Raw genomic sequence first — 13,725 nt, forward strand, 5'->3', positions numbered from 1 at the left:
GCATCAGCCTCGGAAAATCAGCCGTCCCAGGCAGCGATCAATGGCAACCTGCCCTGCTCGCCTGGTTGCCTGTTGTGACGATCGGGTTGGTCGGAACGCTGGCCGGCATGTTCCTCAGCGCGCCTGAAGCTTTCATTTTGGCTGTCGGGGTATCGATTCCCATCGGGTTGCTTGTGTCCCGCAGGCAAAACCGCGGGGCGCTGCATCTGCTGGAAATGGCTGAGGCCTCTACCTCCGACTCGTTGCTGGCTAAAATGTACAGCGATGAACGCGGTCCCCAGGCACGCCTTGAAACGGCGTTTGTCAGTCAGGCGTCCCGGCTCAAGACCTGCCTCACTCGGCTACAAGACACGGCAGAGCAACTGACCAGTCTGGCAGGGAGATCCGATGGCCTCGCCGCCGATAGCTCTCTTGGACTGGACCGCCAACGGGTCGAGACCGAGCAGGTGTCGGCCGCAGTCAATCAAATGGCGGCCACCACGCAGGAGGTCGCCAGCCATGTCCAGCGCACTGCCGACGCCACTCAAGAAGCCAATGTGCTGACCGGACGTGGACGCGAGGTGGCCCGAGACACTCGAGAAGCCATTCAGCGCCTCTCTGTCGTGGTGGGCGAGACAGGGCTGACGGTGGCGCAGTTAGCCAAGGACAGCCATGAAATCGGGACGGTGGTGGATGTCATCAAAGGCATTGCCGATCAGACTAACCTGCTGGCGCTGAACGCAGCCATCGAAGCCGCGCGCGCGGGCGACATGGGTCGAGGCTTCGCGGTAGTCGCTGATGAAGTGCGTCAGCTGGCACAGCGCACGACTCAGTCCACAATCCAGATCCATGACCTGATTTCCAAGTTGCAGGTCTCATCCGGCAATGCGGTTAAAACCATGGAAAGCGGACATCGACAGGCCGAAGAAGGCGTGGCGTGGGTGCTTGAGGCAGACAAGGCACTAGTCGGTATCAGTGAGGCCGTCGCGAACATCACGGACATGACGACCCAGATAGCCGCTGCGACCGAAGAGCAAACCGCCGTGGCCGAGGAAATCAGCCGCAATATCACGACCATTGCTAATCTGGCGGACCAAACATCTGAACAAGCCAGGCATTCGGCAGAGTTGAGCAAGGAATTGACCCAGACCGCTAAAACTCAGTATTCATTGGTCGAGCGATTTAACCGATAATCCATCCACTTTGTTAAAAAAGCCCGCCCCGGCGGGCTTTCAATTCCGGGCCCTGCTCGAACACAAGCGGATTCACGCTCTGGATATTCCCGACAACTTTCGCTACATGGATCCTGAGTGGGTGGTCATGCTCGAAGACGCAGTGAAGCCCTGTCTCACTGCCCAGGCTTCGTGCGCAAACCACTGCCATCATTCAAGAACTGACAAGCCGAGTAGAAAACATGAATCGCCAAAAAAAAATAAAGCAGTTATTAAAGGCTCACGCCAAAAAGGCCAGTGCCAAATTAGCACCGGCAAACAAGTCCAAATACATTAGTAAAGCTGACCGATTGAAACTGGCTGCTGAACCCGGTCTGGACCCGATCACTCCCCCTGAGAGCTGATCCATCGAAACCAGAATCTTTGGAGGTATCGCGTGCGCCCTTTGTGCCCAATCAAACCTCCGTCCTTCTCGATGCCATTTCCAGTCCGTCTGCCACGAAGGCTCGCGCGGACCTGTCTGCGATGGGCCCTGTGCCTGAGCATTGTCGCGCCCGGCATGGTCGCTGCAGAGACACGCCCTGAGAACATGGTTTATCTGCGTACGATTGATCCGGGCATCGAGCAAGACATTCGCTATGCCAGCGCTCACAACTTCACCGGCCACCCGCTCGACGGTTACGACGCGGCGCAATGCCTGTTATCGCTGGACGCCGCCAAGGCCCTCGCTCGGGTACAAACGGCGTTGCGTGCGCAAGGCTACGGTTTGAAGGTGTTTGACTGTTATCGGCCCAGCCGTGCCGTTGCCGATATGGGGCGTTTCGCGACGGAACCCGGCGACCCACGCAAGGCCGAGTTCTATCCGCGCGTGGACAAGCAGGACTTCTGGCGCCTGGGTTACGTGGCCCGGGTGTCGGGCCACTCCAAAGGCTCAACCGTGGACCTGACACTGACCGGCCCGGATGCCCTGCCCGCCGATAACTGGACGCCATCAGCCGGGCAAGTCGATTGCACGGCCGCCTATGGCCAGCGTTGGCGCGATGGCGCACTCGACATGGGCACCGGTTTCGATTGCTTCGATGAGCGAGCGCATACCGACAACCCGACGATCAGCGCTGCCGCCAGGGACAATCGCCAGAAGCTCAGCACGGCCATGGAGAAAGAAGGGTTTACCGGGTACGCGAAGGAGTGGTGGCACTTCACCTACAACGGCGAAGGTTCGCCGAAGAACGTCATGGACTTCCCCATCACGCCGCTGGGGACACGCGATGTACTCGACACCGCCAATCAGCTGATTGTGGTCACCACAAAAAACTGGACTGACATTCAGGGCACGGCCCAGCGCTATGAACGGCAGGGCAACACCTTTCGAAAATACGAAGCGCCGTTTCCGGTGGTGGTCGGCAAGAGCGGGCTGGCGTGGGGCAAGGGTCTTGGCAGCGTTGAGCAGCGCGAAGGTCCGATCAAACGTGAAGGCGATGGAAAAGCGCCAGCCGGGGTATTCAAACTGGGGACGGCGTTTGGCTACGACAGCACGGCCGACACCCGACTGCCTTACCTGGCGCTGACCCCGACCATCGAATGCGTGGATGACAGCCATTCCGCCCGCTATAACGAGCTGGTCAATGGCGCGACTGTTTCGAAAGACTGGAACAGCTCCGAACGTATGCGTCGCGATGACGACACGTATCGAAAAGGCATTTTCATCGAGCACAATACGCCGGCGTCCCCCGCCTGGGGCTCGTGCATTTTCTTCCACATCTGGCGCGGTCCCACCTCGCCGACACTGGGCTGCACCGCCATGGATCAAGCGGATATTTCTCGCTTGTTCAATTGGCTGGACCCTCGCCAGTCCCCGCTGCTGGTTCAAATGCCCGAAGCGGAATATGAGCAACTCCGCGAAAGCTGGAACCTTCCCGAACGTTGATACAACACCGTTACGCAGGCTGTTACTTCCTGATCTGCACCGGCGCCAATGCCCCTCCTGACTGTAACGCCAAGACACTTCGCCGCACTGCGCGACCCGCCTATCGTGAAGCCGTCAATGTGCTTACAGGGTCGTGACAGCGCCGGATTCGAAGCCCGCTGCCCATTGATTGTCCAACACTCAACCAAGGAAGAGGGAAACCATGAGTCAGTCAAACGCAGTCAGCAAACAAAGCGAGCAACTGCACAAAGACGTGCAAGAGGCTTTCAAGTCGTTCCAGAGCGTCGCCCCAACGGCCCTGAAAACCACCGACTACAGCAAGGTGCTGACGTCGACCCTGGCGGCCACCCAAAAGTCGGTCAAGATCCAGATCGCCGCCGCTGATCTGACCCTGCTCAAACAATCAGGCTACAAGCTGTGCTTTGCCAAAAAGGTTGGCAATGAAGCCTACAACGTGGTCTGGCAGTCCTACGTTCAGTACCTGAGTAACAGCACGTTCAGCTGGACGCCTCAGTATCAGTTGTTCGGCGCCAACTCTTTCCAGGCCAACGTGCAGGTTGATGTGTCGACCAACCTCGTCAATATCGGGCTGGGCCAACAGTCGATACTCGACAATGCCGGCCTGTTGGGTTCGGCGACGAGCGGTGGCCCCGACACCTCCATCACCCTGGTGAACAACTACGGTGCGATCCACCCCGGCCTCAGCCAATTGTCCACGGGCATCGATGGCAAGCAGATCAGCACGCCCATCTACGTGGCCTCGGCTCAAGTCGTCACCGGCCAGACCGTGCTAACCCCCGTCGAGACTATTCTGGTGTGGTTCGAACAGAACGTGCAGACCAGCACCATGTTCAGCACCTCACGCTCGCAATCCATCGAAATCGACCTGACCTTCGATAACAGTGCAACCCGCCTCTACTCAGGCGGTAGCTGGACGGTCGTGTAACGTCAGCCTCCAGGGGCAACCTTGTGGTTGCCCCTCTGTTCATCAATCGTCACTGCCACCCCGGGCGAAATAGCCCGTCAACGACTGACAGATCGACTCGGCCAGGTCTTCCTGAGTGGCAATGCCATACGGTCGATTGCGATCAAACTGCGCTGACCAGCGAATGCGGCCCTGAGCGACATCAATCAAGCGTACCGAAGTCCGGACACGGGCCGGTTCCACCCGCACGCTGCCTTCCAGGGAATAGCTGCCGCGCCCGCCCCGCCCAAGGTCCGGTGCTTTTACGCTGCTTCGCGGCACCTTCATCAGCACATGGTTCGCAGGCGTTTGCGCCTGTTCGAACGACTCGAACAGCCTGCAACTCAACTCTTCGCACAAGCCCTGGGTAAAGTCGTCGCCGTCGCGGGTGATGCAGGTAAACGGCTGGAGTTGCAGGACAGGATGGCGAATAGCGATGCCTTTGAGTCTGAGTCGCTGGTACGCCAGCCGATAACAACCGGCCGGCAGGCTCAGGCGCACCGGATCCTGTTGGCCAAACGTGGCGTAATGACTGGCGAGTTTGCGCCGCAACCGGCCTATCTGCACCCGCACCACTGGATCATCACCGGTGCTATAGACCGCCGGATCACGGCGAAACACCGCGATGCCGATGGCGTGTTCGGTAAGAGGGATGTCCGAAAACTGAAGGTCGTATTCGACCAGAAAGCGCAGCAGGCTGCCCATCCGCCGGGACTTGGCAAACAATGGGCTGGCCAATAACTGCGCGAGCACCCGCTCCACCTCTTCCCGAGCGAGAGGCTCGGGAACGATGTCCGCACTCGAATTAACACTGTGCCTGGTCACAACTGCCTGCCTCCTTGCAGGTTGCCGCCTGTCGCCCGCCACCTCAATGGCCATGAACGACTCGAGCGCTGCCAGAACGTAGCGTAGCAGTTGCCATCGGATCGGGAAGATATTGCAATGGCTGGAAGTCCTGGTCATTGCCGAAGGAACACTCAGTGCAAATTCGTATACCATATCTGCAATTCAATCCTAACGATCACGACCGTGGCCCTGACAAAACTCAACGCTCCCGACCTTGGCAATTCGCCTTCGACGTCGGAAATCATCACCCGTCATCTGCGTGACGCCATCGTCGCCGGGCATTTCGCCGAGGACGAGCCGATTCGCCAGGACGATATCGCCCGCCAGTTCAACGTCAGCAAGATTCCGGTGCGCGAAGCCCTCAAGCGCCTGGAGGCCGAAGGCCTGGTGATGTTCCAGCGCAATCGCGGGGCGATGGTCACCCGGGTGTCCGATGCAGAACTGGCGCAGATGTTCGAAGTGCGCATGCTGCTCGAAGACAAGGTGCTGCGCCTGGCTATCCCCAACATGACCGAAGAAACCTTCGCTCGCGCCGAGCGCATCTGCCAGGAGTTCATCGGCGAAGATGACGTGGGTCGCTGGGCCGAACTCAACTGGGAACTGCACGCTTGCCTCTACGAACCGGCGCAACGACCGTTTCTGGTCGGCCTGATCCGCTCGGTCAACGACAAGCTGGAGCGCTACCTGCGCATGCAGATGAGCCTGTCAGCCGGCAAGGAACGCGCCGATCACGAACACCGGGAAATCCTTGCGGCCTGCCGCGCCGGTGACGTGGACCTGGCGGTGAAGTTGCTCGACGAGCATATTGCCGGCGTCTGCAAGACCCTGTTCGAACACCTGCCTCATAGCCACTGACCCCTCGCCGCACTGTGCCGATTTCGTCATCGACACTGGCTAAAACCATCAAGCCGGCAAGCCCTCGCACAGGCCACTCTTTTGTTCACTCATCTGAACGGGCGTGGCCAACTTATGAAACGCATCACCGTGATCGACTCCCACACCGGCGGCGAACCGACCCGCCTGGTGACCGCCGGTTTTCCTGACCTGGGCAGCGGCAGCATGGCCGAACGTCGACAGCGGCTGGCCGAACAGCATGATCAATGGCGCGCTGCCTGCGTGCTCGAACCACGTGGCAGTGACGTGCTGGTCGGCGCCCTGCTCTGCGAGCCGGTAGACCCGAGCGCCTGTGCCGGCGTGATTTTCTTCAATAACAGCGGTTACCTCGGCATGTGCGGCCACGGCACCATTGGCCTGGTGGCCTCACTCGCGCATCTGGGCAAGATCGGCCCTGGCGTGCACAGCATCGAAACCCCGGTGGGCACGGTGCAGGCGACGCTGCACAAAGACCATTCAGTGAGCGTGCGCAACGTGCCGGCTTACCGTTACCGCAAAGCGCTGTCACTGCAGGTGCCGGGTATCGGCCAAGTGACCGGCGATGTTGCCTGGGGTGGGAACTGGTTTTTCCTGATTGCCGACCATGGCCTGCGCGTTGCGGGCGACAACCTCGATGCGCTGACCGCCTACACCTTCGCCGTGCAGCAGGCACTGGAGGCTCAGGGTATTCGCGGCGAAGACGGCGGGTTGATCGACCATGTCGAGCTGTTCGCCGATGACGAAAAGGCCGACAGCCGCAACTTCGTCCTCTGCCCCGGCAAAGCCTACGACCGCTCTCCGTGTGGCACCGGCACCAGCGCCAAACTGGCGTGCCTGGCGGCCGATGACAAATTGCAGCCGGGACAGATCTGGCGTCAGGCCAGTGTCATCGGCAGCGAGTTCGAGGGTTCCTACGAACTTCAGGGCGAGCGCATCGTGCCGACCATTCGCGGCCGCGCCTTTATCAGCGCCGAAGCCAGCCTGATCATCGAGCAGGACGACCCGTTCGCCTGGGGCATTCGCCCGTGAACGAGGGCCGGGTGGCCGATGTGATCGTGATTGGCGCCGGCATCATCGGCGCCGCCTGTGCCCAGGCGTTGGCGGGGCGCGGCTTGCGCGTGCTGGTGCTGGACGCCGGCCTGCCCGGCGCTACGGCGGCGGGCATGGGCCACTTGCTGGTCCTCGACGACAATCCGGCCGAACTGGCCCTCAGTCAATACTCCCTGCAACGCTGGCGCGAACTGGCGCCGGCCCTGCCCGACGGCTGTGCCTACCGTTGCAACGGCACCCTCTGGCTCGCCGCCAATGCTGAAGAAATGGCCGTCGCCCACAGCAAATACCTGAACTTGCAGGCCCAAGGCGTGGCGTGCGAGTTGATCTCGCGCAGTGCCTTGCACCAACGCGAACCGGAACTGCGCGAGGGCCTGGAAGGCGGATTGCTGATCAATGGCGACGGCATTCTTTACGCACCGGCGACCGCCAATTGGATGCTCGACACACCGAACATCAGCCAGCGCCGGGCGCGGGTCAGCGAAGTCGATGGCAATCGCGTGCGACTCGACGATGGCCACTGGCTAAGCGCCGATGCGGTGATTCTGGCCAACGGCATCCAGGCCAACGAGCTCTGCCCGGAATTACCAATCGAACCGAAGAAAGGCCACTTGCTGATCACCGATCGCTACCCCGGCAAAGTCACCCACACCCTGGTGGAACTCGGTTACGTCACCAGCGCCCACAACGCCACCGGCCCATCGACGGCGTGCAACATTCAGCCGCGACCAACCGGGCAACTGTTCATTGGCGCCTCGCGACAATTCGGCACCACTGACCCGCAGGTCGAGGGCTGGATGCTGGCGAAAATGCTCCGGCGTGCCGCCGACTACATGCCGGGCCTGGCTCAGCTCAACGGCATCCGCGCCTGGACCGGTTTTCGCGCGGCCAGCCCCGACGGCTTGCCGCTGGTGGGTCAGCATCCACAACGCAAAGGTTTATGGCTGGCGGTCGGTCACGAGGGCCTCGGCGTGACGACCGCCCCCGGCACCGCCGACCTGCTGGTCGCACAGCTGTTCGACGAAACGCCGCCACTGGCCGCGCAACCGTATCTGCCGCAACGTTTTCTCGGAGAGCCCGTTTATGCCTGAATTGATCCTGGACGGACGTGCCCTTCGGGTTGCCGAGGGCACCAGCGTCGCCGCGGCACTGGCGCTGAGCGGTGATGGCTGCACGCGCACATCGGTCAGTGGCCAACGCCGCGCACCGTTGTGCGGCATGGGTATTTGCCAGGAATGCCGGGTGACCATCGACGGTCGCCGGCGCCTGGCGTGCCAGACGCTGTGCCGTGACGGCATGCACGTGGAGACTCAAGCATGAGCGAATACGCCGACCTGCTGATCATCGGTGCCGGGCCCGCCGGCATGGCCGCTGCGCTCGCCGCAGCACCAAGCGGTGCATGCATCGTCCTGCTCGATGACAACCCGCTGCCGGGCGGGCAAATCTGGCGTGACGGACCTCAGGCCAAGCTGCCGAACCCGGCACGTCAGATGCGCGATCGGCTGGAGGCGTGCAGCAACATTCGCCGCCACTCCGGCACGCGGGTGATTGCCTGCGCCGGGCCGAAACAACTGCTGGTCGAAGACGCCGATCGAGGCTGGGTGATTGGCTACGACAAACTGATTCTGTGTACCGGCGCCCGCGAGTTGCTGCTGCCCTTCCCCGGCTGGACGCTGCCCGGCGTGACGGGCGCGGGTGGCCTCCAGGCATTGATCAAGGGGGGGCTGCCGGTGCAGGACGAACGCGTTGTGATTGCCGGCAGCGGACCGTTATTGCTCGCCAGCGCCGCCACCGCAAAACACAACGGCGCCCGGGTGCTACGCATTGCCGAGCAGGCCTGCACAGCCGCCGTCGCCGGTTTCGCCGCGCAACTGCCACGCTGGCCCAACAAACTGATGCAGTCGGTCACGTTGTTCGACCGCCATTACCGCACCGGGACTTATGTACTGGCCGCTCTGGGCAATGAGCGGCTGGAAGGTGTGCGCCTGCACCAGCAAGGAAAAATCGTCGAACTGGAATGTGATCGCCTGGCCTGTGGCTTCGGTCTGATCCCCAATACCCAACTCGGTCAGGCCCTCGGCTGCGAACTTGAAGGTCAGGCGATTGCCGTCGATCCCTGGCAGGCCACTCGCCGCGCCGATCACTACGCGGCAGGTGAATGCACCGGTTTCGGTGGCAGTGAACTGGCCTTGGTCGAAGGCGCCATCGCTGGCCACGCCGCCGTCGGTGGCCTTGATTCGGCCCGAGCATTGTGGCCGCGTCGTGCACGCTGGCAGGGTTTTGCCAACACGCTCAACAAGGCCTTCACCCTCGATCCGCAACTCAAGTCGCTCGCGCAACCCGACACTTTGGTGTGCCGTTGCGAAGACGTGCCTTACGCAGTGCTTGCCGGGCACACAGACTGGCGCGAGGCCAAACTGGCCAGCCGCTGCGGCATGGGCGCCTGCCAGGGCCGGGTGTGTGGCGGCGCGTTGCAGCACCTGTTCGGCTGGCAACCTTCGGCACCACGACCACCGTTCAGTCCGGCACGGATCGAGACCTTGCTGTGCCTGGACGACACCCCGCCGGCCTGAATGCCGGCCCGGGGCTTTCGGGTCCGTCGCCGAGTCTTTATGATCCCGGGCATTGCCTCCAGACGCCCAGCGCCATGTATGCCTCGCTCACTACCTTCAAACCCTGCGACCTGCCCACTCTGCTGAGCAGTCTGCAGCCGATCGCGGCGCTGCTCGACACCCTGTCGGACGTGGTGTTTTTCATCAAGGACAGCGAGGCCCGCTACGCCTTCGTCAACCAGACCCTGGCCCGGCGCTGCGGCTTCAAACACAGTGACGAGTTGCTCGGGCGCACCGCCGACATGGTCTTTCCCGAGCGCTTCGGCCCGCTGTACACCGAGCAGGATCGGCGGGTGCTGTCCACCGGCCGCGAACTGGCCGACCAACTCGAACTGCACCTGTATTACGGTAACCAACCGGTCTGGTGCCTGACCCACAAACTCGCGCTGCGCGACCTGCAAGGTCAGATCGTCGGCCTGGCCGGCATCTCCCGCGACCTGCAAACGCCACAGTCGAATCATCCGGCGTTCCAGAAACTCGCGGCGGTGGACGCGCACATCCGCAGCCATTTCGCCCGACCGATCAGCCTCGCCGAACTGACTGCAATCGCCGGGTTTTCCGTGGCGCAACTGGAGCGCCATTGCAAACGGGTGTTCCAGCTCACCCCACGGCAGATGATTCACAAGGCGCGCCTGGAAGAAGGCTCTCGACTGTTGCTGCACACCGACCTGCCCATCACCGAGATCGCCCTGCGCTGCGGTTACACCGACCACAGTGCCTTCAGCCGGCAGTTCCGCGCCTTGACCAGTCTGGCGCCGAGTCAGTATCGCGAAAGCCGTCGCTGAACCCAGACGAGTGTTCCTTTAAGGGGCGCCCGGCGTTCCCACTGCTCCCTTCTGTAACACCGTCTGATACGACCCGCCAAGGCGCTCTTCTCCTACGCCCTATTCCTAAAATCTTGCAGGACGTTTAACTCAAGGCTTGGCGATAAATTCTCGCCTCAGTTCGGAAACAGGCACGCTCATTGCTAATCACATATCGTATACGAAATTCACAATACGATATCCAACAGCACTTTCCGACAACGAGGCCTCTATGAAAAACCCCGCATTTGCCGTAGCCCTCAGCGCTGTTCTCAGTACGTCCTTTATCGCCACCGCCCAGGCCGACAAGCTCGACGACATTATTGGTTCGGGCAAGCTGCGCTGCGCCGTGACCCTGGACTTCCCGCCCATGGGTTTTCGCGATGCAAGTAACAACCCGGCCGGTTTCGACGTGGACTACTGCCACGACCTGGCGAAGATCCTCGGGGTCGACGCCGAAGTGGTTGAAACGCCCTTCCCCGATCGAATTCCGGCGCTGGTCTCCGGGCGTGCCGACGTGATCGTTGCGTCCACGTCCGACACCCTCGAACGGGCCAAGACCGTCGGCCTCACCGTGCCGTACTTCGCCTTCCAGATGGTGGTGCTGACCCGCGACAACACCGGCATCAACAGCTTCGCCGATATCAAGGGCAAAGCCTTGGGCAACACCAGCGGCACCTACGAAGCCATCGCCCTGGAAAAAGACGTGAAGAACTGGGGCACCGGCACCTTCCGCGCCTATCAGTCGCAGAACGACACGCTGCTGGCGGTCGCCCAGGGTCACATCGACGCCACCGTGGTCACCAACACCGTGGCCGCCGCCACGATCAAGTCGGGCAAATACAAGAACCTGAAAATCGCCGGTAACGCGCCGTACACCATCGACTACGTGTCCCTGGGTGCCAAGCGCAACGAGTATGGCCTGCTCAACTACCTCAACCTGTTCGTCAATCAGCAGGTGCGCAGCGGCCGCTACAACGAGCTGTTCACCAAATGGGTCGGCACCGAGATTTCACCCACCGACCTGACCGTGCCCAAGGTCTATTACTGAGGTGTCCGGCATGCCTAGGCCAACCTCTCTGACCGGTCGCAGCCTGGTCGCCGGCGCCGCACAAGGCGCTCTGCTGTTCGCCGATGTCGGGCTGAGTTTCTGGGGCGGGGTCGATCCGTACAGCGGCGAGGTCATCGACCGTCACCACCCGCTCAGCGGCGAATACCTGGCCGGCCGGGTGCTGGCCATTCCCAGCGGCCGCGGCTCGTGCACCGGCAGCAGTGTGCTGATGGAACTGATCAGCAACGGTCATGCGCCGGCCGCACTGGTGCTGGCCGAACCCGATGAGATCCTGACCCTGGGCGTGCTCGTGGCACAGACCATTTTCGAGCGATCCCTGCCGGTGCTGTGCATCGGCCGGGAGGCCTTCGCCGCCTTGCGCGGCAAGGCCTTTGCTCGGGTCGAAGCCTCAACGGTGACTCTGTTCGAACACCTGCCGGGCGATGCCTGGCAGGCACTCGACAGTCCGTTGCCGACAGCAGAAAAAAGCAGCACTATCGAACTCACCGAACACGATCAGGCGCTACTCGGCGGCGAGCATGGCAAAGCTGCCCAAGTGGCCATGCAGATCGTCCTGCGCATGGCTGAACTGCAAGGCGCCCGTCACCTGGTGAATGTCACCCAGGCGCACATCGACGGCTGCATTTATACGGGACCTGCGAGCCTGCGCTTCGCCGAACAACTGGTGCAGTGGGGAGCAAACGTACGGGTGCCGACCACCCTCAATTCGATTTCCGTCGACCAGCGCCGTTGGCGCGAGTTGGGCATTGATCCGGCGCTCGGCGTACCGGCCAGTGCCTTGGGCGATGCGTACATGGCGATGGGCGCACAGCTGAGTTTTACCTGCGCGCCCTACCTGCTCGACAGCGCGCCGAAGGCCGGCGAGCAAATCGTCTGGGCCGAATCCAACGCCGTGGTATATGCCAACAGCGTGCTCGGCGCACGCACCCTGAAATACCCGGACTACCTGGATATCTGCATCGCCCTGACCGGCCGCGCGCCGTTGATTGGCTGCCATCTGGACGCGCAACGTAAAGCGAGACTGCAAATCGAATTGCCGGATTTTGGCGAGCTGGACGATGCCTTTTACCCGCTGCTCGGTTACCACATCGGCGCCCTGGCCGGGAGCCGGATTCCGCTGGTGTTGGGGCTGGAACACAGCAAGCCGAGCCTGGACGATTTGAAAGCTTTTGGCGCGGCTTTCGCCACCACCTCCGCCGCGCCGCTGTTCCATATCGCCGGGGTGACCCCGGAAGCACTCGACCCGACGCAGGTGCTGGAGGCGGATGCCGATGTGCCGGTGGAAAAAATCCGCCTGAAGGATTTGCTGCTCAGCTGGCGCAAGCTCAACAGTGCCCGCGACAACCGGGTGGATGTGGTCTCGCTGGGCAACCCGCATTTCTCCCTCAGCGAATTCGCGCATCTGGCGCGGCTGTGCCGGGGTCGGCACAAGCACCCCGTGGTGGTGCTCGCCATCACCTGTGGTCGTGCGGTGCTGGAGCAGGCGCGCGAGGCCGGGCATATCGCGGTGATCGAAGCCTTCGGCGCAACCCTGGTCACCGATACCTGCTGGTGCATGCTCGGTGAGCCGGTGATTCCGCTGGCCGCCAAAACCTTGATGACCAACTCGGGCAAGTACGCCCATTACGCACCCGGCCTGGTAGGCCGCAAGGTGCACTTCGCCAACCTCGCCGAATGTGTCGACGCCGCCTGCAGCGCCACGGCCAGTGGTCGTTTGCCGGCCTGGCTGCATTCGGCCGCCTCCCTGGAGAGCCCCGCGCATGTTTGATTACACCTTCCAATGGCGCGCAACGCTGCGCGCCCTGCCGGACATGCTCGCCGGCGCCTGGGTCACCTTCGAGACCGCCGCACTGTCGATGATCTTCGGCGTACTGATCGCCCTGGCCCTGACGGTGATGCGCGAAACCAAACAGCCGTTGTTGCGCGGCATCGGCAACGGCTGGGTGTCGGTCGCCCGCAACACCCCGTCGCTGTTCCAGATCTACGTCCTCTACTTCGGCCTCGGCTCGCTGGAATTGCACGTCAGCTCATGGTTCGCGCTGCTGGCCGGGATCACTTTCAACAACGCCGGTTACCTCGCGGAAAACTTTCGCGGTGGCCTCAAGGCTGTGCCCGGCACCCAAGTGCGCGCCGCGCGTTCGCTGGGCATGAGTGCCTTTCAGGCTTACCGGATGATCATCGTCCCGCAGCTGCTGCGGATCGTGTTCTATCCGTTGAGTAACCAGATGGTCTGGGCGGTGTTGATGACGTCGCTGGGGGTGATCGTCGGGCTGAACAATGACCTCACCGGCGTGACCCAGGATTACAACGTCAAGACGTTCCGCACTTTCGAATATTTCGCCATCGCCGCGGCGCTGTATTACCTGATTGCCAAGGCGATCGTCGGCGTCGCCCGGCTGATGGCCTGGCGGCTGTTCCGTTACTGAG

The 13,725-nt window shown here is 62.0% G+C and carries 14 protein-coding genes; 13 read left to right on the forward strand and 1 reads right to left on the reverse strand.

Features of this window, described 5'->3' with window-relative positions; translation table 11 throughout:
- The first annotated feature begins 107 nt into the window (after positions 1 to 107).
- The 4 genes from ABH912_RS07825 (at position 108) to ABH912_RS07840 (ending at position 4,024) form a co-directional block, all read left to right on the forward strand.
- On the forward strand, positions 108 to 1,172 hold the full coding sequence (locus tag ABH912_RS07825; RefSeq protein ID WP_419866184.1) for a methyl-accepting chemotaxis protein: 1,065 nt from the start codon (positions 108 to 110) through the stop codon (positions 1,170 to 1,172).
- Between the two features lie 221 nt (positions 1,173 to 1,393).
- Positions 1,394 to 1,555: a DUF2986 domain-containing protein gene (locus ABH912_RS07830; protein ID WP_082459073.1), complete on the forward strand. Its 162-nt coding sequence runs from the start codon at positions 1,394 to 1,396 to the stop codon at positions 1,553 to 1,555.
- Between the two features lie 71 nt (positions 1,556 to 1,626).
- A complete protein-coding gene (locus ABH912_RS07835; protein ID WP_429510286.1) occupies positions 1,627 to 3,078 on the forward strand; it encodes a M15 family metallopeptidase in 1,452 nt (483 codons plus the stop codon).
- Between the two features lie 202 nt (positions 3,079 to 3,280).
- Positions 3,281 to 4,024 (forward strand): hypothetical protein, encoded by a 744-nt coding sequence (locus ABH912_RS07840; RefSeq protein WP_429510287.1) that lies wholly within the window; start codon positions 3,281 to 3,283, stop codon positions 4,022 to 4,024.
- Between the two features lie 42 nt (positions 4,025 to 4,066).
- On the opposite strand, the gene ABH912_RS07845 is transcribed toward ABH912_RS07840, so the two are convergent.
- Positions 4,067 to 4,867, reverse strand: coding sequence for a hypothetical protein (locus ABH912_RS07845; protein WP_429510288.1), 801 nt, complete (start codon positions 4,865 to 4,867; stop codon positions 4,067 to 4,069).
- A 204-nt stretch (positions 4,868 to 5,071) separates the two neighbouring features.
- Between ABH912_RS07845 and ABH912_RS07850 the strand changes: the two genes are divergently transcribed.
- From ABH912_RS07850 to ABH912_RS07890, 9 genes are all read left to right on the forward strand, one after another.
- Positions 5,072 to 5,743, forward strand: coding sequence for a GntR family transcriptional regulator (locus ABH912_RS07850; RefSeq protein WP_185049412.1), 672 nt, complete (start codon positions 5,072 to 5,074; stop codon positions 5,741 to 5,743).
- A gap of 114 nt (positions 5,744 to 5,857) precedes the next feature.
- Positions 5,858 to 6,790, forward strand: a complete 933-nt coding sequence (locus ABH912_RS07855; RefSeq protein ID WP_429510289.1) for a 4-hydroxyproline epimerase — start codon at positions 5,858 to 5,860, stop codon at positions 6,788 to 6,790.
- A complete protein-coding gene (locus ABH912_RS07860) occupies positions 6,787 to 7,902 on the forward strand; it encodes an NAD(P)/FAD-dependent oxidoreductase (protein ID WP_429510290.1) in 1,116 nt (371 codons plus the stop codon). Before ABH912_RS07855 ends, ABH912_RS07860 begins: the two co-directional genes overlap by 4 nt.
- The gene (locus ABH912_RS07865) at positions 7,895 to 8,131 is read left to right on the forward strand and encodes a (2Fe-2S)-binding protein (RefSeq protein ID WP_429510291.1); all 237 of its coding nucleotides are present in this window, start codon (positions 7,895 to 7,897) and stop codon (positions 8,129 to 8,131) included. The genes ABH912_RS07860 and ABH912_RS07865 overlap by 8 nt, the downstream gene beginning before the upstream one ends.
- On the forward strand, positions 8,128 to 9,384 hold the full coding sequence (locus ABH912_RS07870) for an FAD-dependent oxidoreductase (protein ID WP_429510292.1): 1,257 nt from the start codon (positions 8,128 to 8,130) through the stop codon (positions 9,382 to 9,384). Before ABH912_RS07865 ends, ABH912_RS07870 begins: the two co-directional genes overlap by 4 nt.
- Positions 9,385 to 9,458: 74 nt before the next feature.
- Positions 9,459 to 10,208 carry a helix-turn-helix domain-containing protein gene (locus tag ABH912_RS07875; protein ID WP_429510293.1) on the forward strand — a complete coding sequence of 250 codons (750 nt, stop codon included), beginning with the start codon at positions 9,459 to 9,461 and terminating at the stop codon, positions 10,206 to 10,208.
- Between the two features lie 250 nt (positions 10,209 to 10,458).
- On the forward strand, positions 10,459 to 11,277 hold the full coding sequence (locus ABH912_RS07880) for a transporter substrate-binding domain-containing protein (RefSeq protein ID WP_046055488.1): 819 nt from the start codon (positions 10,459 to 10,461) through the stop codon (positions 11,275 to 11,277).
- A gap of 10 nt (positions 11,278 to 11,287) precedes the next feature.
- Positions 11,288 to 13,066 carry an aconitase X gene (locus ABH912_RS07885; protein ID WP_429510294.1) on the forward strand — a complete coding sequence of 593 codons (1,779 nt, stop codon included), beginning with the start codon at positions 11,288 to 11,290 and terminating at the stop codon, positions 13,064 to 13,066.
- On the forward strand, positions 13,059 to 13,724 hold the full coding sequence (locus ABH912_RS07890) for an amino acid ABC transporter permease (protein WP_429510295.1): 666 nt from the start codon (positions 13,059 to 13,061) through the stop codon (positions 13,722 to 13,724). Before ABH912_RS07885 ends, ABH912_RS07890 begins: the two co-directional genes overlap by 8 nt.
- Position 13,725 lies beyond the last annotated feature (1 nt).

This window comes from Pseudomonas sp. BT76 TE3572, from assembly GCF_050435365.1.
In the GTDB taxonomy this organism is placed as follows: Bacteria; Pseudomonadota; Gammaproteobacteria; order Pseudomonadales; family Pseudomonadaceae; genus Aquipseudomonas; species Aquipseudomonas fluorescens_W.